19 protein-coding genes are annotated in these 22,183 nt (G+C 45.7%); 11 read left to right on the forward strand and 8 right to left on the reverse strand.

Annotated features, from left to right (window positions below; all coding sequences use genetic code 11):
* Positions 1 to 55: 55 nt before the first annotated feature.
* A complete protein-coding gene (gene hutU / locus QN395_RS04045) occupies positions 56 to 1,756 on the reverse strand; it encodes a urocanate hydratase (RefSeq protein ID WP_322117994.1) in 1,701 nt (566 codons plus the stop codon).
* 247 nt (positions 1,757 to 2,003) lie between these two features.
* On the opposite strand from hutU, the gene hutC reads away from it, so the two are divergent.
* Both hutC and QN395_RS04055 read left to right on the forward strand, forming a co-directional pair.
* A complete protein-coding gene (hutC, locus tag QN395_RS04050; protein WP_323491768.1) occupies positions 2,004 to 2,714 on the forward strand; it encodes a histidine utilization repressor in 711 nt (236 codons plus the stop codon).
* Positions 2,715 to 2,784: 70 nt separating this feature from the next.
* Complete coding sequence (locus QN395_RS04055; RefSeq protein WP_323491769.1) at positions 2,785 to 3,459, forward strand: DUF2242 domain-containing protein; 675 nt, start codon at positions 2,785 to 2,787, stop codon at positions 3,457 to 3,459.
* Positions 3,460 to 3,558: 99 nt separating this feature from the next.
* Here QN395_RS04055 and QN395_RS04060 read toward each other — a convergent pair whose 3' ends face one another.
* The 3 genes from QN395_RS04060 to QN395_RS04070 all read right to left on the reverse strand — a co-directional run bounded on the left by QN395_RS04060 (position 3,559) and on the right by QN395_RS04070 (position 7,425).
* Complete coding sequence (locus tag QN395_RS04060) at positions 3,559 to 3,960, reverse strand: hypothetical protein (RefSeq protein ID WP_322117991.1); 402 nt, start codon at positions 3,958 to 3,960, stop codon at positions 3,559 to 3,561.
* A 182-nt stretch (positions 3,961 to 4,142) separates the two neighbouring features.
* On the reverse strand, positions 4,143 to 5,291 hold the full coding sequence (locus tag QN395_RS04065; RefSeq protein ID WP_323491770.1) for a hypothetical protein: 1,149 nt from the start codon (positions 5,289 to 5,291) through the stop codon (positions 4,143 to 4,145).
* Positions 5,292 to 5,733: 442 nt separating this feature from the next.
* On the reverse strand, positions 5,734 to 7,425 hold the full coding sequence (locus QN395_RS04070) for a M14 family zinc carboxypeptidase (protein ID WP_322117989.1): 1,692 nt from the start codon (positions 7,423 to 7,425) through the stop codon (positions 5,734 to 5,736).
* Between the two features lie 205 nt (positions 7,426 to 7,630).
* Between QN395_RS04070 and QN395_RS04075 the strand changes: the two genes are divergently transcribed.
* From QN395_RS04075 to QN395_RS04095, 5 genes are all read left to right on the forward strand, one after another.
* The gene (locus QN395_RS04075) at positions 7,631 to 8,731 is read left to right on the forward strand and encodes a threonine aldolase family protein (RefSeq protein ID WP_322117988.1); all 1,101 of its coding nucleotides are present in this window, start codon (positions 7,631 to 7,633) and stop codon (positions 8,729 to 8,731) included.
* Between the two features lie 554 nt (positions 8,732 to 9,285).
* Entirely contained in the window at positions 9,286 to 10,473 is a 1,188-nt protein-coding gene (locus tag QN395_RS04080) for an acyltransferase (protein ID WP_323491771.1), read from the forward strand.
* A gap of 87 nt (positions 10,474 to 10,560) precedes the next feature.
* The gene (locus QN395_RS04085) at positions 10,561 to 11,211 is read left to right on the forward strand and encodes a hypothetical protein (protein ID WP_322117986.1); all 651 of its coding nucleotides are present in this window, start codon (positions 10,561 to 10,563) and stop codon (positions 11,209 to 11,211) included.
* Positions 11,212 to 11,213: 2 nt separating this feature from the next.
* Positions 11,214 to 12,269: a sensor histidine kinase gene (locus tag QN395_RS04090; protein ID WP_322117985.1), complete on the forward strand. Its 1,056-nt coding sequence runs from the start codon at positions 11,214 to 11,216 to the stop codon at positions 12,267 to 12,269.
* A gap of 6 nt (positions 12,270 to 12,275) precedes the next feature.
* Positions 12,276 to 13,067: a LytTR family DNA-binding domain-containing protein gene (locus tag QN395_RS04095; RefSeq protein WP_322117984.1), complete on the forward strand. Its 792-nt coding sequence runs from the start codon at positions 12,276 to 12,278 to the stop codon at positions 13,065 to 13,067.
* A gap of 5 nt (positions 13,068 to 13,072) precedes the next feature.
* On the opposite strand, the gene QN395_RS04100 is transcribed toward QN395_RS04095, so the two are convergent.
* Positions 13,073 to 13,504: a hypothetical protein gene (locus QN395_RS04100; protein WP_322117983.1), complete on the reverse strand. Its 432-nt coding sequence runs from the start codon at positions 13,502 to 13,504 to the stop codon at positions 13,073 to 13,075.
* Positions 13,505 to 13,638: 134 nt separating this feature from the next.
* Here QN395_RS04100 and QN395_RS04105 point away from each other — a divergent pair, with 134 nt between their 5' ends.
* Positions 13,639 to 14,871 carry an MFS transporter gene (locus QN395_RS04105; RefSeq protein WP_322117982.1) on the forward strand — a complete coding sequence of 411 codons (1,233 nt, stop codon included), beginning with the start codon at positions 13,639 to 13,641 and terminating at the stop codon, positions 14,869 to 14,871.
* A 380-nt stretch (positions 14,872 to 15,251) separates the two neighbouring features.
* Positions 15,252 to 16,385 (forward strand): ABC transporter substrate-binding protein, encoded by a 1,134-nt coding sequence (locus QN395_RS04110; RefSeq protein ID WP_322117981.1) that lies wholly within the window; start codon positions 15,252 to 15,254, stop codon positions 16,383 to 16,385.
* A 134-nt stretch (positions 16,386 to 16,519) separates the two neighbouring features.
* Here QN395_RS04110 and QN395_RS04115 read toward each other — a convergent pair whose 3' ends face one another.
* Positions 16,520 to 16,801, reverse strand: coding sequence for a hypothetical protein (locus QN395_RS04115; protein WP_322117980.1), 282 nt, complete (start codon positions 16,799 to 16,801; stop codon positions 16,520 to 16,522).
* Positions 16,802 to 16,908: 107 nt separating this feature from the next.
* On the opposite strand from QN395_RS04115, the gene QN395_RS04120 reads away from it, so the two are divergent.
* Entirely contained in the window at positions 16,909 to 17,523 is a 615-nt protein-coding gene (locus tag QN395_RS04120; protein ID WP_322117979.1) for a DUF2726 domain-containing protein, read from the forward strand.
* Positions 17,524 to 17,688: 165 nt separating this feature from the next.
* Here the strand turns inward: QN395_RS04120 and QN395_RS04125 are convergent, their stop codons facing one another.
* Both QN395_RS04125 and QN395_RS04130 read right to left on the reverse strand, forming a co-directional pair.
* On the reverse strand, positions 17,689 to 19,104 hold the full coding sequence (locus QN395_RS04125) for a mannose-1-phosphate guanylyltransferase/mannose-6-phosphate isomerase (protein WP_322117978.1): 1,416 nt from the start codon (positions 19,102 to 19,104) through the stop codon (positions 17,689 to 17,691).
* Positions 19,105 to 19,319: 215 nt separating this feature from the next.
* Positions 19,320 to 20,594, reverse strand: coding sequence for a divalent metal cation transporter (locus QN395_RS04130; protein WP_322117977.1), 1,275 nt, complete (start codon positions 20,592 to 20,594; stop codon positions 19,320 to 19,322).
* Between the two features lie 174 nt (positions 20,595 to 20,768).
* On the opposite strand from QN395_RS04130, the gene QN395_RS04135 reads away from it, so the two are divergent.
* The gene (locus tag QN395_RS04135; protein ID WP_322117976.1) at positions 20,769 to 21,893 is read left to right on the forward strand and encodes a VirK/YbjX family protein; all 1,125 of its coding nucleotides are present in this window, start codon (positions 20,769 to 20,771) and stop codon (positions 21,891 to 21,893) included.
* The last annotated feature ends 290 nt before the right edge of the window (positions 21,894 to 22,183 follow it).

Genomic DNA, 22,183 nt, shown 5'->3' on the forward strand with positions numbered 1-22,183 from the left:
TTACGGTCTCGGTTGGCTGCGTCAATTTATTGCCCCAACTCACTCTCTCAACTCATTACTTTGAGTTATTAATCATGGGTAAATTCAAGCCATTACGCTCAGCGCAGGCAACCGCTTGCGGATAACCAGCATCCGCATGACGCATCACGCCGGAACCACAATCGTTGACCAAGACGCGCGCCAGACGTTTTGCTGCTGCATCCGTGCCATCCGCCACAATCACCATGCCGGAATGTTGTGAGTAACCCATACCAACGCCACCGCCGTGATGCAAGGACACCCAGCTCGCACCACCTGCGGTATTTAACAAGGCATTAAGTAGAGGCCAGTCGGAGACAGCATCGGTACCGTCCATCATCGATTCCGTCTCGCGATTAGGGCTAGCAACAGAACCGGTATCGAGATGGTCACGTCCAATGACGATGGGTGCTTTTAACTCGCCATTTTTAACCATCTCGTTAAACGCCAGACCAGCGATATGGCGCTCACCCAGACCTAGCCAGCAGATACGTGCTGGCAAACCCTGGAAGGCAATTCGCTCACCCGCCATATCCAGCCATTTATGCACGCCTTTATTCTCTGGGAAGAGTTCTTTAATCTTGGCATCGGTTTTGCGGATATCTTCCGGATCGCCCGATAAAGCGACCCAGCGGAATGGCCCTTTGCCATCGCAGAACAGAGGACGGATATAGGCAGGTACAAAGCCGGGGAAATCGAAAGCATTCTTCACGCCGGTATCAAACGCGACCTGACGGATGTTATTGCCGTAATCCACCGTCGCAATACCCATCGCATGGAAATCCAGCATGGCCTGCACATGCACCGCGCAAGCCTGTGCGGCATCGGCAGTCAGTTTTGCGTGCTGGCTTGCATCTGGTTGTGCTGCCTTCCATTGCTCAACCGTCCAGCCTATCGGCAAATATCCATTGATCAGATCATGCGCTGATGTTTGATCGGTGACCAGATCAGGCTTCATGCCGCCAGCTTTGGCGCGTCTAACTAGTTCTGGCAAGACTTCTGCTGCATTGCCGAGCAAGGCGATTGATACCGCCTCTTTGCGGTCGCAATGATGTTTGATCAGTGCCAAGGCATCGTCCAAATCTTTGGCTTGCTTGTCGACGTAGCGGGTACGCAAGCGGAAGTCGATACTAGATTGCTGACACTCAATATTTAAAGAAACAGCGCCAGCAAAGCTAGCCGCCAGTGGTTGCGCACCGCCCATGCCGCCCAAACCTGCGGTCAAAATCCAGCGCCCACCCCAGTCACCGCCAAAATGCTGACGCCCTGCTTCGGCAAAGGTTTCATAGGTGCCTTGCACGATGCCTTGAGTGCCGATATAAATCCAGCTACCTGCTGTCATCTGACCGTACATGAACAGACCTTTGCGGTCGAGTTCATTGAAATGTTCCCAGTTAGCCCACTTGGGCACCAGATTAGAATTGGCGATCAACACTCTGGGCGCATCCTCATTGGTTTTGAACACGCCGACCGGCTTACCAGATTGAATCAATAAGGTTTCGTCCTCGCCCAACTCTTTTAGCGAGGCCAGAATCTGATCAAAACACGCCCAATTACGGGCAGCACGACCAATCCCGCCATACACGACCAAATGCTTAGGATTCTCGGCAACCTCGGGGTCCAGATTGTTCTGAAGCATGCGATAAGCGGCTTCGGCTACCCAAGTTTTACAGGTTTTTTCAGCACCGCGTGGTGCACGGATTTCGCGGCTTTCGTCCCAGCGTGGATCGTTGTTCATGATGTATTCCGTCCTATTTCGATAGTGTTGGCTGGCGCAAAGTCAAACTCAGTCAAATTAACTAAACTAACTCAAGCTAACTCAATATATACGTTCAATGCGCTTCTAAAAACCAGATGATGACCAGTCTTTGAAATAAGTTTAAGTTGTATATACAACTTTTGCAACTGGATTTTTGTATGAGACAATGTGCAAGATTATATTTTTATGTTTTTTTAATGCCACCACCTTAGTTACAAGGAATCCTGTGTCAAACCAACAAGAAAACGCACCCGTGTTCCAGCGTATCAAGGATTATTTACTAAAAGAAATTCAGTCCGGCACATGGAAAGAAGGCGATGCGATTCCGTCCGAAACTGCGCTAGCAGAGCAGTTCAGCGTATCCCGCATGACGGTCAACCGGGCTGTACGAGAGTTGACCAGCGAACAAATCCTGACGCGTATTCAAGGTTCGGGCACCTATGTCGCGCAGCATAAATATCAGGCAACCTTAGTCGAGATTAAAAGTATCGCGGAAGAAGTCAGAGCGCGCGGTCACATGCATCGCAGCCAATTGCATGCGCTAGTCGCGGTGGCCGCGAGTGACATACTGGCGCAACAATTTAAGGTAAAAATAGGACATCCGCTTTTCCATTCGGTCATCGTACATTTTGAGAATGATATTGCGATTCAGGTAGAAGACCGCTGGGTCAATTCGGATATTGCGCCTGACTATCTGGAACAAAATTTTATGACCATGACACCGAATGAATATCTGATGGTGGTAGCGCCCTTAGAAAGTGTCAGCTACCGTATTGAAGCGTTGTTACCGTCTAAACAAATCGCGACGATGTTAAATATCACCAGCAAGAAACCATGTTTGCTATTACACCGTCAAACAATATCAAAGACCAAAATCGCCACGATAGTCACGATGTGGCATCCGGGCCAACGTTATCAGTTTGCGGGTAGTTTTTAACGTAATCCTTTGCTGACTAAACTCAGCAAACAAACCAGACTAAACAAACTAATTGAACAATATAGAACCGATGCGCTTTTTCTCCTTTTCCCATTTTGCCTCCTCTGCTAACTCGCTGAATAAGCAAGTCAACATCACTCGGCTGGCAGCATTGTTACTCGTCACGACACTCGCAGGCTGCGGCAGTTTTGGGAGCAATCTCGGCAATAGCAAAGTCGCTCTCAAAGAAGAAGAATTTGGCTCTGCCGATGTCTTTACCCATAGCTTTCCCGGATCGGAAAAAACGGCTTGCGAAGCCGCCCGCCGTGCTTTGCTCAGCCAGGGTTATGTCATCAGCGAATCCAAAACCGCCTTCGTCAGAGGCCGCAGAAAATTCCAACACGATAGTGATATTCACGCCGAGATTGAATTTACGGTAGTCTGCGCCGCCGACAGCAAAGGCAGTAATAGCACCACCGTTTTTGCCAATGCGGTACGCGACCGTTACTCGCTCAAAAAGAGCAGCAACTCCGCCAGCATCGGCGTCGGCGCACTGGGCTCGGTATCGTTGCCGTTCGGTGCCAGTGACGATTCTCTAGTCAAAGTCGCCAGCGAAACGATACCAACCGGTGATTTTTACGATAAATTTTTTAAATTAGCAGAACGCTATATGGATGACTCTTCGGTTGAAACCGATAAGGATGAGGATAAAAAAGAATCTCCAGCCTCTTCTGACAATAAGAAATTGACTACGCCAAATCAATAAACCAATTTTTTTCTGGCGAGCAGCAATAAAAAAAGCGATGCAGATTTTTCTGCATCGCTTTTTTACTAATACAAACCCAATACAAACTATACGAACAAATTACTTCGTAGTTTTATCTTTACGAACACCAGCTGCTGTTGCAGGCAGGTATTTCAAAGGATCGTTCATACCGACGATATACGCCGTTGCGATAGTACGTGGCTTCATGCAAGTCGCGCTCAGTACTTTGGAATCTGCAGAGATATCGTTAGTGCAAATCGTCAGATCTTTGACTGTATCCAAAGAAATACCAGCAGCCGCGGCGACAGCGACAACTGAACCAGCACCAGCGCCGTTTGCTACCAAGGTATCAACTGTAGCTTGCAAATCTTTCGTGCTTGTCAGCGCAGTAAAGATACCATCAACAGAGGTATCGACTGCGGCATTAGCTGCTGACGCAACCGAAACAACACCTGAAACCAACAACATACCAACAACTGCCTTTGAGACAAATTTTTTCATGGCGACTCCTGTAATGATTGAAAGCCTGGCGAGGCTGTTTTGATTCTAATTAAGTTTAGATCAAATTAAAAGGATAGAGTTGTATCCATGCGGCAATTAACTCTTTGATTAACAACAGTTTGTTCAATTTATAAAACAAACTGTGCATCAATCGACAACTTTTAGAGGTTTTACACCTGATTTCAAACCCCTTGCGGGCTATTGTAACGATTAGCGTTGCGGATTGGCTCTTTGGAATTGGCGGTGGTTTTCGCGAATGCCTCTTTTGCACGTTGATAACCGTATTGCCACTGCGCTTCAATATACTGCACATAAGTGTCATAGCTGTCCGGCATGATCAGGCTAACCCGGTTACGCCTGAAAGCCAGCTTCTTTTGCACCTGTTCGCGTGCCAGTGCAATGCTGATATCTGAGCTATCAATCCAGGTATCCGCAAATTGATGGTGAACATAACGTAAGCGCTGATTGCCGTTAATGCCCAACACCGCACGCAAAGCAGGGATCGCAAAAGTCTGATCAAACGACTCTTTAAATTCCATCGTGACCTCATGCGCCAGCCGCCTGGCTATCTCGATAGGAAATAGATCGAGTACGCCACCGATATAGTGTTCCATCTGCCCGGTAGACGGACGACGATAGCTGTGACAACGAAAATAAAACATGTCAGATACCGAAATCCGCACCGCTTCTGCCAAAGGCATATCGACATCGATCAACAGTTGTGGAGCAATCGCATGATTCCCCCATATCGGGGCGCTGAATGGCGATTGAATACCTTGCAATAGTGCGGCTGTTCGCTGATCGCAAAAAACGGTTTCTTCAAATAATTTACGATGACCACGCGGCTGCCCTACTTCTTCTGGTTGGTATAACAGCTTGCCGCCGATAATCGCAACCGCTGGTGCCCCAGCAGTTTGACTTGGACTGGCAGTTGGCAATGGCAAATTAGGCGGTATCTCAAACATATAATCTTGAAATACATCCGGTATCTTGGGCGTATTTTTTGAGGACAACTTACGCTTAATCGCCTGAATCAAAGAGCGATGAATCGCCGCTTGCGATGTCGATTGCAGACTCGCCCAGAACTGATACATCTCATGCGAACTCAGCCACGCCTTGCACTGCCCATCATCCGGTAAAGCCTGAATCAGCGTCGCCGCAATCGCCGCGCCGCAACTGGCTAATAACAGATCAGGCGTTTTCCCGGCATCACGCGCTGCGGCATACATACCAAGATAAATCCCAAAACGAAAGCCGCCGCCAGCCATGACCATGCAGCGTTGATATTGAGGAAGTTGAGTGGAAGTGGGAGGATTTGTGCTTGAATTCATCGCAACAAAATACCACAACAACGATGAAGGATTAAACAGAAATTGCGTTTTGCTGTCACAGCGGCAGGTTCAAACGTGTTGCTAAACAACAGCTTGATCGTGCACTGATTCAGTACGTGTTTTGGCTAAGCAATTAGGCTCACTTGGTTGACTAACTAAGTTGAGTAGCTAAGTTGAATAGCTAAGTGAAAAACTGAGCGCCGTAAAAACACGCTCAGCGAAAATGCACAAAGCGCAAAAGGCAATCTCGCTTACTTTGCACTCGATACGTTTCTATGATTATTTTTTCTTTTTAGCAGAAATTCCATCTAGTCAAAAATAGAGATAATTTCGTATACTCCCCATAATTTTTTCAAAAATCGCCTTATATACCAATAATTACTTGGTCGATTAAATATACTAACAAGGAGTATGCATAAACCATCTATAGAAAAAGAGGGGCTTAAGCAAATATCGCCAGCACCGGGTAACGGCGCCACTCTGGCTCTGCATACCGCTGGCAATGCGCAAAAATAAAACTCAGCACGGCATTCTGGTCGTTCAATAGCTGGGGATGATCTGCTTTCCATGTAGCGAATTGCGTAGCCAATACTGGCTCCTCACGGAGTAATTCTTCTGCCAGATCTTCAAATACATAATCGGAGAAAGCTTCTTTCTTCTCTAATACGCTATTAAAAAATCCCCAACGGAAAAAGCTGTCATGTGCCTGTGGCTCCAAGGTTTCGACCGCATACCGCGCTTGGTCCTGATCCAGCGTAATCCAGATATCACCCGCCTTGATCTGATGGGTGCCAGTCTGCGTGCTCAGCTCCATGTCGTCATGAAATAAATGACCTTCATAGGCATGTGGGCGCGATGTAACTGAACGAATTTGGTAGGTCTGCGCCTGCACAATGCGGTCACTGGCAATTCGCTCGATCTTGACGCCATTCCACTGCAAGCGCTCAATCGCAGCGCGCCATTGCTGGGGTACGACATAGGCAATCGGCGCAGGGACTACGACTTCTGGCTTGAAATGATTGAAGTAAGGAATATCCTTTTCCCATGCTTGATGTTTGTCGTAGTACAAACGACTGTAGTCGCCTAATGCACTGGGCTTGTGGCAAGCCTCATAGCCTTTAAAACGAACCGTCGAGACATGCTCGTCATCCCGGCGCCATTTCACCGGCCAATGACTGCGTTTTTTTCCTTGTTGTTTGGCGGCGTCACGCAATTGCTGGATTTGTTCTGCGTGCTTGATGGTGAACTCCAACGCGACTTCGACTAGAGCGCGCATGGATGCGTAGCGATCGGCGAAGGGTTTTAGCATATGCGTTTCTGGCATAAAACCGATGGTGTGATGCAAAGCGGCGTAGCCCGTAGAGAATCGCGCAGTTTCTAAAAACTCTTCTATCCCTTGATCAGGACTCTCTTTGACAGGATTCACATAAGGACAAGTCGGCCAGCCGCGTTGCGCCATATCTGCAAACATCACTGGCAGCATCTGCTCACGCAAAAACTGCCCCAGATCGCCGCCGAGTTTATCTGTTTGGGTATGGATCAAGGTCATCGTGTAAGGATAATCTGCCCCGTTGGAGGTGTGTGTATCCACCATCACATCTGGGTCCCAAGCGGTAAAAAATTGGTTAAACACTTGCGCATTCAAGCTGTCGCACTTAATGAAATCACGGTTCAAATCCAGATGCAGACTATTCCCGCGGAATCCAAACAACTCGGGACCGTCTTGATTCACCCGCGATGTGTTTTGACGATTGTGGCAACCATCCACGTTATAAATCGGAATAAAAATAAACGCGGTACGACCTAGTTGCGCCAACCGCTCTGGCATCACACACCAGTCGCGCACCAGCGCCATACAGGCATCAATACCTTCGGGCTCACCGGGGTGAATACCGTTATTATTAAAAAATACCGGACGCTGTTCATGCTTGATCTGCTCACGATCAAATACGCCATCCGCAGTCACTACACCAGCATGAATAGGCACACCGGCATCCGAGATGCCAATCTGACTGAAGTGCAAGACATGAGGAAAAGTGGATGCCAGCTTTTGATAAAAGCCAATACACTGATCCCAGGTCGTCGTTTGGTTTTGATTACCGAGTTCGTAAGGTATTTGCAGGTCTGTTGACATAGTGAGCGTCCAAGGTGAAGAAGGTATCCAAGGTATGCAGCACGCATCCCGTGATGATCAATTAGATACGTTAGGAAAAATAACTACCGTGATTTTGCCTGAATTAGACTGGTAGCGAGCGATATTATCTTGGTATACAGGCAAATCTCGCACAGTCACGAATCACGTAAAATACATCAACCCACAACGCCCCAGGAGCCTCATCTTGACCAACGCCGAAATCGCCGCTTTACGCCTGAGCTGTCACACCATCCTCCCCGGTCACCGTCAACTACCGCCAGCGGAACAGTTTGCCGCCATGGCGCAATGGTGCGAAGCCAACCATGTCTTGCATGACACTTATGGTGAGGGTGAATTAGTCCAACACTTTGAACAAAAAATCGCTCAGCTATTAGGTAAAGAAGCCGCCTTATTTTGCATCACCGGCACCATGACACAAGTCACCACCTTGCGACTCGCTTGTGCCGAACGTGGCAACAATTTGGTGGGCTTACATCCAAGTTCACATATTTTTATCCATGAAAACAGCAATCATGAATTGCTTCGCCACTTTAATGCCCTCAGAATCGGCAATCCATATCGCCCCTGGACAGTAGACGATCTCAAGGCGATACCGGAAAAAATCGGTGCCGTTCAATACGAATTACCCATGCGAGAAATCGGCGGGCAACTCCCTAGCTGGCAACAACTTCAGGACATCAAGTCCTACTGCCAGCAAGAGAATATTCATCTACACATGGACGGCGCCCGCTTGTGGGAAGCACAAAGCGGATTTGCTCAGCCTTTGCGCGAGATCGCGGAAGGTTTTGATTCTGTGTATGTCTCGTTTTATAAAGGCATAGGCGGTCTCGGCGGCGCGATGCTACTAGGCGGTAAATCTCTGATCGATCAGGCACGGGTCTGGATGCAAAGGCAAGGCGGCAATGTATTCCGCCGCTCGCCCTACGTCGTGGCAGCAGCGATGCAATTTGATCAGCGTCTGGACGACATGCCGGCCCTATTCCAGCGTACACAATGGCTGTATCAACTGCTGGCAGATTTTCCACAATTAAAAGCCAATCCAGTGCAGCCTCAATCCAATATGTTGCACCTGTATTTACCCGTCAATAAAGAACGTGCAACCGACATCCGCAACCAGATCGCGCACGAACATGGCATCTGGTTATTCGGCAATGCCGTGCACACGGCACTGCCAGAACAATGCATGTTTGAATGGTATATCGGCGATCAACTGTTAGCGATGAAGGACGTTGATGTGAAGAACGCGCTTACGTTATTTGTAGAGAAAATTTTGGAAAAGCTTTGATGGGAATTTATAAAAACTCTTGAGTCGACCTACAACATTGCGCATAAAGCTATTTTTCTTACCAATCCTGCTTGAGACACGCGGGAATGACATGCTTAGAATTTGCATTGTTACTAATGGCCTTCGTTATGAATAAAAGATTTTAAAAAAATTTCTGATTTAGATGTCCAATATAAATAAGGCTTACAGAGCAAAAATGGCTTGTAAGCCTTATTTTATATGGATGATCTTAGCGAAATTTCTAAAAAATGAGATCGAAGTTCATTTTTACTCAGGTTTTTATCATTACTGCGACAACTGGTCGACATAATGCAGCCTTGGAATCACTCAATATGCAGGCATGTTGAAACTTAAAGCATCCCTGAAAAACGCTTATCCAATTCGTCCCAGAAATAAGAATTTTGCTGTAAAAATAGTTAGCCAAAATCACCATAAAGCATTCGCTTACTGATACGCTGCTGATGTTGTTTCTTCCTGGTTTATTTACTGAGATACAGACATATTTTCGTGTTGATTTAAGTAGCCTGCTCTGAACTTTTTCATTTTACTTTTCCATGACAATGACCTCTTCTTCCAGCCGCATCAATGGACTGGATACCTTACGTGCGATTGCAATTTTGCTGGTATTTATGTATCACTACATGGTCTTTGTCAGTCATGAGGCGAGCTTCGGTAGCTTGAGTCAAATTGGCTGGGCCGGCGTCGATTTATTTTTTGTGCTGAGCGGCTATCTGATCGGCAATCAGATTTTTTCAGCAATGCAATCGGGTCATTCGTTTTCGCTAAAGATGTTTTATATCCGCAGAGCCTTGCGAACGTTGCCCAACTTTTACGTGATATTGGCAGTGTATTTATTGTTTCCTCTTGCCGTCGGTGGGAATCCTGTTACACCTTTGTGGAAATTTTTAAGCTTTACGCAAAATTTTAACTTGCGTCCTGGTTCGGCGTTTTCTCATGCCTGGTCCCTATGCGTCGAAGAGCAGTTTTATCTGTTGTTGCCAGCCATCGCCTTACTAGTACATCGCCTGCGAAAATCGCTCAAAGCCGGTTGGATATTATTGATCGGTTTGATGACTATTGCAGTGTTAATACGAAGTTGGATGTGGCGCGATGTTGGCAGCGATGGCGGTCTGTATTACGTCAATATTTATTATTCCAGCTTATGTCGGTTTGATGAGTTGTTACCCGGTGTTGCAATAGCGATGCTAAAGAACTTCCATCCTGCCGCATGGCAGCGAACGCAAGCATGTGGGCGAACAACTTTACTCGGTGGTATTGGGTTGTGTTTTTTTAGCCTCTACTTATTTACCAATTACAACTACGTCGATGGTCAGGGATTTTTATGGTTCACCACCGCTTTTGGTTATAGCCTGCTGGCGATCAGTTTTGCTTTATTAACGGTAGCGGCACTTAGTCCCGTCTCTTGGCTGTATCGGCTTCGTATTCCTGGCGCAGCTAAGTTAGCAATCTGGTCTTACGCCTTATATCTGGTACATAAGCCATTGATGAATGTACTAATCAACCCCTTAAACAGCATAGGGATAAGCGTAACTAGCGCTAGTGGAATTGGTGTGATGTTTGTCGCCAGTCTGATCGGCGGATGGCTGCTATTTACTCTGGTAGAAACTCCATTTATGAAATTGCGTAATCGATTTTTCCCGACTAATTTTGTAAAGCGTACAGAGTCAGGGAATACTAAAGTGCTAAATTCAATACTGATCAAGAATTCCCGCTCAACTTAATTCAGATAAACGTTTATCGGTTAAAGCCCTGCTCTTATCGCGTAATCCGATGTCTTTATCGCAAACAAAATGTGAGGTAACTAGCAAATGCATAAACTTGTTTCGGTCATTAAACAACAAGGAGAAGCGGCGATGAAACATCTGAAAATTATTCTAGTAGCGACCATCGTAGCGGTTGCGCTCAACACCTCATTTGCAGACCCGATCAGGATCGGTAATCCTGCGGGTTGGACTGTGTGGGGACCAACCGACAATGATAAATATGAGATCGGTATTGATACTGACGAAGGCAGCAAGGAGCATCCAGCTTTATATATCACCAGCAGAGGTCAGCCAAGCGACGAGGTTGCAGCAATTACCCAAACGATCGATGGCACTGATTATCAGGGACAAGTCATTGAATTTAGCTTGATGGCTCGCGCAACTGGCGCTGCGAAAAATAAAATCTGGTTACGCCACATGCGCTCAGGCGGCGATTTGGAAATGAAGGTGCAAGTGATTCCAGATGGACGAGGATGGGAGAAAATCATTCTCAAATCCTATTTACCCCAGAGCACTGATGCATACCGTAATCAATTTGAGATCGGTATTGCGCTCGCCTCCCAGGGGAAAATTTGGGTACGAGACTTAAAGTTAGAAAAGCATGCGCTTTCACCGACACCTGATAAATTCCCGATACCAACATACCGATCAGGTCTGAGACTTGAGCCGCCACGTAATCTGAACTTTACTGAATAACAATGCCGACTTTGTTACGTCCATCCGCACACCAAGACTGGCCATTCTTGCCCGTCTTGGCATCAACTATATTGATACTGATCGGCATGGTACTCAGCCACCGTGCTGCGTGGCTGGCGGATTTGGTTGCACTATTACTGACGTTTAGTATTGCAAAAGTTTTCTTGATTATCCTGTTAAGCAAACGCAGACAATGTAGTCCAACTTTGTATTGGATGGGGTTGTGCTTTTTAATGACGGTGGCGATCGCCAGCGGATTGTTGATAGAAAAAACGTTATGGCCTATGTTACGAATCAGACATGCGGACTGGATTATGCCAAGCTTGCTACTAGTGTTATTAACAGCAACTATTTTACCCGCAGCAATCTCTGCCGAAATCTCGTACAAAGAGCACGCCACACTCGCCAAAGCCCAAGCAACACACGCTGTGGAGCGTCAATTGCTGGAGGCGCGTTTAGCTGCATTGCAAGGTCAGATAGAACCGCATTTTTTATATAATACTTTGGCAAATGCACGCGTATTGATACGTGACGATGCAGTCGCAGCGGAGGCGATGTTAAATCATCTAAACGTCTACCTGCGCGCGGCAATGCCCGATTTGCGCGCAAATACGACGACGCTGGGGCAAGAGTTGGAACGCGCTAAAGCCTACCTCGATATTATGAAAATTCGCCTGGGTGAACGATTGCAATTTACGATAGACGCATCAGAGGCTGCACGTGCTTGCGCTATCCCGCCCTTGTGTGTGATGACCTTGGTAGAAAACGCGATTGAACATGGGATAGAGCCACAACTGAGAGGTGGACATTTGCAGATAAACGCAGTTGTGGACGCCAGCATATTGACGATCACAGTCAGCGATGATGGTGCGGGCTTCCAAGCAGAGTTGGGTAACGGCGTTGGTCTGATCAATCTGCAAGAGCGTTTGCAAACGCTGTACGGCCAAGGCGATGATGAAAGTACCGAAACAAGTGCTGAATTGAGCTTAGCGGCACGACTACCATCTGGTGTGATTGCGACGATTAGGCTTCCCATCCAAAACGAACTGAAGGTATAGCGCGGTATGCGTTTGACACAAACCACTACCATCCTCCAAGCCAACGCTAAAGCGCGGCGCGCCCTCTTGGCGGAGGACGAGAGTTTATTGCGAACCGAGTTACGCAAAGCCTTAACTTTGTTATGGCCAGAATTAGAGATTGTTGCAGAAGCAGCAGATGGTATTAATGCGATGAGGTTACTTCAGGAGCATCAACCTGACATCGCTTTTTTAGATGTACGCATGCCAGGTTTATCTGGCGTTGACGTGGCACGCCTTGCGGCGCAACGTTGTCATATTGTCTTTTTGACGGCATACAATGAGTATGCAATACAGGCGTTTGATCAAGGTGCGGTTGACTATCTCCTCAAGCCTCTTGATTTGACCCGACTGGCGGTGACGGTACAACGATTGCAAGAAAAGCTAGCCACCCCACTCGCAAGTTTTGCTATATCAGAACAACAGCAAGAACAAAAAAAGGGCGAGCCAAATCCTATTCCGTTGAAATGGATACAGGCGTCTAGCGGCACACAGTTGCGTATTATCAATATAAATGACGTGCAATGCTTTCGGGCAGATGCCAAATATACCAAGGTCGTCACCAACAAATTTGAAGCGTTGATCCGTACCACGATCAAGGACCTGATGCTGCAACTAGACCCAGAAAAATTCTGGCAAATATCGCGTAGTGCCATCGTCAGCGTCGCGGCCATTGATACATTGCAAAGACAAGATAATGGCCTTGTGCTGAAACTAATGAATGAGGCCGAATGGCAAACCGTATCGCAAGCTTTTCAGCATCGGTTCAGGCAAATGTAATTTTGCTATGGCACAGATGATTTAACGCGAATCTTGTCATCGTTGTCCTTATCAACCTCGCTGCTACCATTCCGCCCGAATAAATAAATCAAAAACAAAATCACAAAACCACCGTCCAATACAATCACAGGCAGCATTGGCTTCAAGGCAGCGTCGTTCAGGCTCATCAGCAGTACGCCGACCAAACCGATTTTTTCTACCGTGACGGCGACAATAATGGGAATGCGACATTCAGGGTGCCTGGCGGAATAAATCAATAAGCCACCCAGACAAGCGACCAATAAACTCCAATGGCGGGCGAATAATATGCCTGCGCTATCGCTTACAACCAATTGTTGTGCCTGCAATAGGGGTAAGGGTACGATAAACTGTAGGCCTGCCAGCAGCATAATGCCACCAGCGATGTAGAGGATGATTTTGATATAGCGCTGGATCATGTTGTCTCCGGTTGGGTTTTTTGTTTTGTTTTATTTCGTCACAGCCAACAGATAATCTATCTGGCCTCGTCTGTCAAACTCTGCTTTATGTGAACTGCATCACACCAGACGCATAAACGACTTTATTGAAGCTCATGCAAACCAAGCCGTTTAATTCTGTTTTTAATTCCTATCTAATTTATGTCGGCGTTGCGCTGGCCTCTGCTGGGGTGGCGTTGTACACGCCATTGATTGTGTCGGAAACAGGTAAATCCTTTTCTGGCACTTGGGCCGCATCGATTCTGTTTGGCTTGAATTTTGGTCGTGTCATCGGCTCGCATTTGGGTAGCCGCTATCCCAAGCTGGCGAATCATCCATTTTCTGTCACAGGCAATATCTTGCTGGAGGGGCTTGCCCTGTATTGCATGGCGTATTTACATCAGGCCTGGGCTTTGGCCTTGTTTGCGGTACTGGCTGGATTGGGAAGCGGATTGTCTTTTCCTGGGCTGAAAAATTATTTACTGAAGTTAAAAGAATTAGATCAGTCGTCTTTATTTAGTCGTCTAGCCTTTGCCATACGAATGGGCTTGGTGCTGGGATATCTGATGGCGGGTTGGGTGCCGGTGCATAGCCTTAAAATCGTGTTCTTGATTGTGCTGATCACGTTTATCGCTTATGCCATATTTATGTTGTATGCCATGCGCGCGATTGCTGCGCATGAGACGGACTATCTTGCCGTGCTGGCAGTCAAACAAGCTGCATCGGTCACTGCAAATAATCAAGCAGATTCAGCGCTATCAGTCACGCCATCAAAAACACTGCCACGGCTGTTTATGGTGTCAAATGCCGTATTCTGGTGCTTTGCGGTCCAGCCTATGATTGGCTTTAGCCTGCACATTCCTAAGTTCACTCCAGGTATTCCTGTCTCCACCCCATTTTGGCTGGCGGCACTGGTCATCATCTTCTTCCAGATACCGGTGTCTAAACGAGCCGTGCGGATACGCGATCATTTCCGCTTCTTGCAGATTGGCTACAGTTGCCTGTTTGCTAGTTTTGCTCTGATGGTGTTCGCTGGTGGCCACAGCAGTGCCGTCATCATTTCTGCAATTTTGCTTTCATTTGCACAAGTATTTTACGGCCCCTCATTTGATGTCCTTATTGCACGACATTCGACAAGATCGTCGGAAGACACCGGCAAATTGATGTCGCAACAGATTTTTTATCAAAGCACAGGGACAATGATCGGTAGCCTCGCTGGCGGTGTGCTGTTTGATCTTGCTCAAACCATGCATATACCTATACTTAACTGGTTATTACTTGGCATAGGTAGTTTGGGGATGATGATCTTAAGCCGTAAAAAAATTCCTGATCTGTATCGTCGCTCTTAAAGCTGTGATTCTTAGAGCTGCCACCGGTCAATTAACAAACGCCCAAGAAAAAACTGGGCTGCTCACAGAAAACAAAAAGAACTTTTCTCTCTTCAGATAGGTCAAACGGCATAATTTTAATATACTCCCCAATATTTTTAAAAAATAATGCCGATTGCCCAGCGATCTTCTGGACGATCTAAATATACCTACCTCCAGTATTTATTTCAACCGAATTACACATCGAGCTAATACGCCTGATTAAACCGCTAACCTGATCACTATGGCTAAGCCAGAGTAATTGAAAACAGATCAAATAGTTGCCCAAAAGAATTTTTACGCCTAGTATGAAGCAGCTATTCACTAGGCTCCCGTCCACATCAGCATATCAATACAGCATTATGAAAACAAAAAATCTCCTTCTCGGTACATTGTCCTTGCTCTTTTGCATCCATTCCTACGCAGAGACAGGCGTAACCAGCAAGGCAATTCTGGTCGGTCAATCTGCGGCTTTATCCGGTCCAGCGCAACAGCTAGGGACAGAGATGCGCGACGGCGCGCTAGCCTACTTCGATCATGTCAACGCACAAGGCGGCGTTGCAGGCAGGCAGATCGTGTTAAAAACACTGGATGATGGTTATGAGGCCGACAGAGCAAGCGCAAACACAAAAGAGCTAATCGATAAACATGACGTTTTCTCCTTGTTTGGTTATGTAGGCACGCCGACTTCCAATGCAGCTTTGCCCTTGGTTGCCAAAGAAGGGATTCCTTTCTTTGCTCCATTTACTGGTGCTGAGTCTTTGCGTGAGCCGTTTAATCGCAACGTCTTTAATATCCGCGCTAGCTATTTTGAAGAAACCGAAAAGATCGTCCAACATATAACGACATTGTCGATGAGCAGAATTGCTGTGTTTTATCAAAACGATGCTTACGGCAAAGCCGGCCTAGAAGGCGTTACAAAAGCATTAAATAAACGTCATATCGAGGTCATCGGCATTGCTACCGTTGAGAGAAATAGTGTTGATGTGGCACCAGCGGTTGCCAAAATAAAACAAGCAAAACCGCAGGCAGTAATTATGATCTCTGCCTATAAATCCTGTGCCGCGTTTATCAAAGAAATGGTGAAAGATCCAGTTGGCGCGCCTATTTTCTGGAATATTTCCTTTGTCGGCAGTCAAGCCCTATCAAAAGAATTAGGCAGCGAAGGACGCGGCGTTATGATCTCGCAAGTAGTTCCAGCACCTTGGGAAGAAATCAATCCATTGATTAAAGAGTATAAAACTCTGTACGCCAACAAGCCTGGCAGAGAGCCGGGTTACGTTAGTCTGGAAGGATTTATCGCGGCCAAAGTCTTTGTAGAGGGTTTAAAACGTGCTGGCAGCAGCCTGACTCGCGATAGCTTTATCAAAGCAATGGAATCGATGGGAGCTTATGATGCAGGTGGCTTTTCAGTGAAATTCAGTCCGACTAACCATAACGCATCTCATTTTGTCGAATTAACCGTCATTGGAAAAGACGGAAAATTTATGAAGTAATTCTAGTTTTGAACTCTGTAGTAACTGGCAGCAGCTTCCTGCTGCCACTATTTTTTCTCGCTGATCGTGAATTAGCAAGCCAGCAAACTTGGCGGGACGGACATGTTTTCAAATCGACCGTCCCTTGACTTAGGTTATGGCATGCTAAAAATAGCGTCGCACCCTTCCCTGGTCTCCTCAACACCATCAAGTTCATCGTTCATTTCCAGATCAAATAATTCTTCAATCGCATTCATATAGCTATTGACGCGAGTAGCGCCGATGAGGCGATAAATATCACCTGCCTCGTTGCGAATGCCGATGATCATTTTTTCTTCTTTGACAATATCCACGCTGACTTGCGTCAGCAAAATATTACCGATGATTTGTTTATCAATTTTGGCAACAGCTTTGCCTGGGATTAATGCAGTTTTCAAGTTGGCTCCTGTGATCGTAAGCGAATGATAACGACTTTATCAGCGTTTATCTCTAAGAACATGTTAGCATTTGACTATGCATATAAATAACACAATATTTTTATCTCATGACCAATTTCTTTTTTACCCAGCCAATTCTTTATATCACCCTGTTTTTTTCTGCATTTTTGATCATTTTAGTCTTTTTAAAAACATCGAAAAGCAAGCCTAAAAAACGGCGCTCCAATTACAAACAAGTACCGCTGATGACACCGAATGAAATTGAATTTTTCGGCCGGCTTTGTCGCTCCTTGCCCGGAGCGCATGTATTCCCTCAAGTCGCTATGGCGGCCTTAATTACGCCCGTCGACAGTTTTCAAGAAAATCGATACGCCTATTGGAAAATCAATGAAAAGCGCGTTGATTACGCGATTTATAGCCGCAACATGGATCTGATTTGCATCGTCGAACTAGATGACCGTATGCATAATCCAGAAAAAGACAGAGAGCGAGATCAACTGACAAAAAGTGCCAATGTCGCAACATTGCGCTGGCAATCCAAAGCAAAACCGTCTGAACTGGAGATTTTTCAAACAGTTAACCAGTTACCGCATATGCAGAACAATCCAATTTTGCCCTTAACGCGCAAACCAAAGGCGCCCACGAAACCAAGTTATCAATCGCTGCACAAAAGACACAATTCACCTTCGCCAGAAAACCAGTCGAATAGAATTCAGAATTGAGCAGATGAGGCGTTCGATGATGCTTGCTATAAATTCTTTTGTATCTTAAGAGCCATACAAAGTTGTGCCGGCAAGACATAGCGACGAAAACAGTATTTTAGTATGGCGAGTCGCTGCAACGCAGCTAGAACATTTTTGCTTAAGTATGTTCATTTGTCCGGTTTATCAAGAGCGTCCGTACTTATCCTCAAATCTGACGATGTCATCTTCACCTAGATATTGACCACTTTGTACTTCGATCATGACTAGATTCAAAATACCAGGATTCTCTAATCGATGTTTGTGACCAGCAGGGATAAAAGTGGATTCGTTGGTGCTAATGAATAATTCACGATCTCCATTGACCACTTTAGCCATACCGCTGACGACTATCCAGTGCTCACTGCGATGATGGTGCATTTGCAAAGATAACGATGCGCCTGGCTTCACTTCTATACGTTTGATTTTATATTTTGCGTCCTCTTCAAGTACCGTGTAAGTACCCCACGGACGATGCGCTGTCTGGTGTAATTTGTAAGCGTCGTTACCACTTTTTTTGAGTGCAGCAAATAGATGCTTCACATCTTGTGCTCTTGATTTATCAGCGACTAACAAAGCGTCTGAGGTATCAACAATAATTAAATTGTCTACACCGACGGCGCCAATCACGCGTTTATTGCTCTGGACATAGCAATTAGAAACGTCATATAACAGGGCCTCGCCCTCAATACGATTGCCATCAACATCAGCAGCCGTCAAATCGCCAAGCGCAACCCATGATCCGACATCACTCCAGCCTAAATCACAAGGTACCACTGATACCTGTTGTGACTGCTCCATGACTGCGTAATCGATAGAATTATCGGGAATCAGACCAAATGTTTTTTGCTCAAGATCAACTTGAATATAGCCAGTTCCCTTTAAGGTGCGCGATTGGGACAGACATTTTTTTGTCGCTGACAGTATCTCAGGACAATACGTCTCCATTTCTTTCAAAATAGCTGATGCCTTAAAGCAGAACATACCGGAATTCCATAAATACTTGCCTGAGGCAAGATATTCTCTGGCTTTTTCCATTGAAGGTTTTTCGACAAATCGTAATACTGTATTTCCATCGGCTTCAATATAACCATAACCAGTTTCAGGTGAGCCTGGCTGAATACCGAAGGTAACAAGACTACCTTGCTCGGCCATCACGACCGCACTCTTAACTGCGCTAACAAATGCTGCCTGATCAGAGATCAGATGATCAGCGGCTAAGATCAACATCATCGCATCTGGACCATAAACGTCAGATAAGTAAAGCGCTGCAGAAGCGATCGCTGCAGAAGTATTGCGACCAAACGGCTCTAAGATGAATGTTGTATCAACACCCTTCTCATTGATTTCAAGATAGTCATCTTGAGTTTTAAAAAATAAATCCCGGTTAGTGACCGTGATAATTTCCCTCACATCAGGCAAGTCAGCACCGCGTAAAAAAGCTTTTTGCAAAAGACTTTGACCATCAGTTAAGCGAATAAATGGCTTGGGATGCAACTCTCTAGACACTGGCCATAAACGTGAACCTGTACCACCACATAAAATTGTAGGGAAAATTTGCATGGGATTCTCTATTAGTATTTAATTTTTTAAAATTGATTACGCTTACAAGGTTTTGAACATCACCAAAATCCTATAGATTACCAAAACGCCTGATAGCAAAGCAATCTGACATCAACTACCAATATTAGTGCAAATAACTTCAATTTTTTTGAGATTAAAACGTTTAAGCTTTAAAAATAGCTACTGGTAAGCAGGAAAACGGGGATTTCGAGGCTTTACAAAGTCATCAACATGCCGAACACAGCAAGCGCCATTGTGAAGGTCGCTAACCACCCGATCACTTTAAGACTTGTTGTAATAGTAAACTGCCCCATTATCTCTGGTCTTCCTGCCATCAACATCATGACAATCATAATCGGCACAGAAATTACGCCGTTGATGACCGCACTCCAATACAAAGCCTTGATTGGATCAACTGGTGTGAAGCCAATCAAGATACCAATCAAGGTTGATATAACGATGATGGCATAAAATCCTTTGGCGTTCTGCGGCGCTAACTCCAGACTATTTTTCCACTGAAATGCTCCTGCCATCGCATAAGCGGAGGATCCGGCCAATACAGGGATTGCCAGCAATCCCGTCCCGATGATGCCGGCACTAAACAACATAAAAGCAAATTCACCTGCAATCGGGCGCAGCGCAGTCGCTGCTTGCGATGAGGTCTGAATATCGGTAATACCATGCAAATTCAATGTAACGGCAGTCGTCAGGATAATGAAAAAGGCAACCAAATTTGAGAATCCCATCCCAATATAAGTATCTATCTTAATACGCCGTAAATTGCTCGCTGCCTGCTCAGGCGCTTCGATCAAAGGTCGTGCTTTTGGGTCTGCAATTTGCTCCTCTACTTCTTGTGAGGCTTGCCAAAAAAACAGATACGGGCTGATGGTTGTGCCAAATACGGCAACAACGGTAGTAATGTATTCGGCATTAAAGCTCAGGTGCGGCGCCAACATCTTTGCCAGGACAATTGCCCAGGGAATATGAACGACAAATACCGTGGCGACATAAGCCAATAAGGCAAGTGTCAGCCATTTCAATATACGGACATAGCGTCGATACGCAATAAATACTTCCAACAGCAACGACAGCACACCAAACGCAACGGCGTATAACTGCGCCGGTCCCCCAACGATGAGTTTTAAGGCATCCCCCATTGCAGAGACATCGGCAGCAATATTAATCGTGTTGGCAACTAATAACAGTCCTACAACGCTATACAACAGCCATGCCGGGTAATGCCGGCGAAGATTAGTCGCCAGTCCATGCCCACTTACACGACCTATCCTTGCACTTACAACCTGAATACCGACCATCAACGGGTAAGTAAATAACACCGTCCACAGCATATTAAATCCGAACTGCGCACCCGCCTGAGAATAGGTAGCGATCCCACTCGGATCATCATCTGCTGCGCCAGTAATCAATCCGGGACCAAGTTTTTTAAGCCAAGATTTTTCGCTGTCGTTAGTAGTTATTTTTTTATTCACAATACTCGTTTTATGAATTTATATTCCGACAATGACCCAGGCGATTGGATGGGATTAAAAGAGACGCATTGCACTAAATTGCAATAATTTACAACTTACTTCTGATAACTATTAAGAACAATGGGATACAATCTGAAATACTTCTTTACATTCGTTACATACATTGGCGGCTCTATGTACATTGCAAAACAAAAATTAGCTTCGATTGAGTATCTCAGTCAACTTGGCGTATTTAGTCGTGCCAAAGCATTGTCATCAAGCGTTGGTCGTTTTGCGTCGGACTTTTGTTGGGCGTATCGTACGGTGTTTCCTACTAATCATGTAAATTATGAACGTCAAAGCCGATTTTTATTGCGCACGATATTCAACTTACAACCCAGTGCGTGTTGGTTCAGATATGTAAAAGAAAGCTATCTTCGCGATATCGCGAGCAAAGAGCCAAGTCTGCTCGAAGCAGTACACCGTCCATTCTTTGACAGAAACATCACGTCAACCAAGCGAGTACGGCTGCTAAAAAGTCATTTTGAAGAATTTCAGTCTATCTTTGGCCCGCATCAAGCCTTGAATGTAATGATTGGTGATCGCGTTTCTCTTTGTAAAATGGAAGGTAAAAGTGGAGAGAATTTTGTCATCAATCTCGTTCGTGAAGACGCCTACAAACGAGAAGGTGGCGTAACCCTGGAGTTATCCATGAATAATATCCCGCTACTTTGTTTGACTTTCACGTTAGAAACATTGGGACGTGAAATCTTGATCAAAGTAGGCGGAATTCAATCTAAAGGACTCCATTGCCGTGACGCCACAAGAGATGCGACGCATGCTTTGCATGGTATCCAACCTAGACTATTATTGATAGAAGCGTTAAGAGCAATTGCTATCAAAATTAATTGCACAAACATTGAGTGCATCAGCAAAGAAAATCATATCCACAGATCTTGGAGATATCGATTTAAAAAAACGATCAATGCTGAATATAATCAGCTATGGCTACTAGCTGGCGGAAAAGAAAATCCGGACGGAAATTTCGATATTCCTAGTGTCATCGAAGAAAAATCGATTGATGAAAGACCATCAAAAAAGCGTGCAGAATATCGTCGTCGCGCGACTTTGCTCGACTTAATGCGTCAGCAAATCCATCAAGAAATAATCAGAGCTGATGTTAGCCCTAGGTTAGTTAGTTCTACGATATTATGGACAGCACAAAATCAAAACCTTTCGTACATGACCAGCGTCGCTAATGCGAGCAATGACAGTGAGTCTTATTTGAATCCTGTCGAAATTATGGCTAAAGTCCACTGACCTTTTTTGACTTCTTATTACATTGACTAATTGAACCATCAATTTGACGGATAATCCTAGAAACGGCAGTTGGACGAGTCTGAGTGTGCATTTTTTCGGTTTCCAGCAAGGCGAGACGAGGCGCAACCTTCACGTTGCAACGAGGAGCAACGCGGCTTGGGAGCCGAAAAAGTGGGCAATCAGTTCGTAGCGCTCTCACCAGAACGGTGACGGTAAAAACACTGACATAAGTCAATTGAATCAAATACTTATTACACTGATGAGCGGTCAACTGCCGTTTCTAGGATACT

The organism is Undibacterium sp. RTI2.2 (genome assembly GCF_035018705.1).
Classification (GTDB): domain Bacteria; phylum Pseudomonadota; class Gammaproteobacteria; order Burkholderiales; family Burkholderiaceae_D; genus Undibacterium.

Excerpts from the sequence above, each read along its gene's own strand:
- QN395_RS04055 (WP_323491769.1), top strand. The coding sequence starts at position 2,785 with ATGCGCTTTTTCTCCTTTTCCCATTTTGCCTCCTCTGCTAACTCGCTG.
- QN395_RS04070 (WP_322117989.1), bottom strand. The coding sequence starts at position 7,425 with ATGTCAACAGACCTGCAAATACCTTACGAACTCGGTAATCAAAACCAA.
- QN395_RS04120 (WP_322117979.1), top strand. The coding sequence starts at position 16,909 with ATGACCAATTTCTTTTTTACCCAGCCAATTCTTTATATCACCCTGTTT.
- QN395_RS04080 (WP_323491771.1), top strand. The coding sequence starts at position 9,286 with ATGACAATGACCTCTTCTTCCAGCCGCATCAATGGACTGGATACCTTA.
- QN395_RS04100 (WP_322117983.1), bottom strand. The coding sequence starts at position 13,504 with ATGATCCAGCGCTATATCAAAATCATCCTCTACATCGCTGGTGGCATT.
- QN395_RS04065 (WP_323491770.1), bottom strand. The coding sequence starts at position 5,291 with ATGAATTCAAGCACAAATCCTCCCACTTCCACTCAACTTCCTCAATAT.
- QN395_RS04125 (WP_322117978.1), bottom strand. The coding sequence starts at position 19,104 with ATGCAAATTTTCCCTACAATTTTATGTGGTGGTACAGGTTCACGTTTA.
- QN395_RS04135 (WP_322117976.1), top strand. The coding sequence starts at position 20,769 with ATGTACATTGCAAAACAAAAATTAGCTTCGATTGAGTATCTCAGTCAA.
- QN395_RS04090 (WP_322117985.1), top strand. The coding sequence starts at position 11,214 with ATGCCGACTTTGTTACGTCCATCCGCACACCAAGACTGGCCATTCTTG.
- QN395_RS04085 (WP_322117986.1), top strand. The coding sequence starts at position 10,561 with ATGCATAAACTTGTTTCGGTCATTAAACAACAAGGAGAAGCGGCGATG.
- QN395_RS04060 (WP_322117991.1), bottom strand. The coding sequence starts at position 3,960 with ATGAAAAAATTTGTCTCAAAGGCAGTTGTTGGTATGTTGTTGGTTTCA.
- hutU (WP_322117994.1), bottom strand. The coding sequence starts at position 1,756 with ATGAACAACGATCCACGCTGGGACGAAAGCCGCGAAATCCGTGCACCA.
- QN395_RS04095 (WP_322117984.1), top strand. The coding sequence starts at position 12,276 with ATGCGTTTGACACAAACCACTACCATCCTCCAAGCCAACGCTAAAGCG.
- QN395_RS04110 (WP_322117981.1), top strand. The coding sequence starts at position 15,252 with ATGAAAACAAAAAATCTCCTTCTCGGTACATTGTCCTTGCTCTTTTGC.
- QN395_RS04105 (WP_322117982.1), top strand. The coding sequence starts at position 13,639 with ATGCAAACCAAGCCGTTTAATTCTGTTTTTAATTCCTATCTAATTTAT.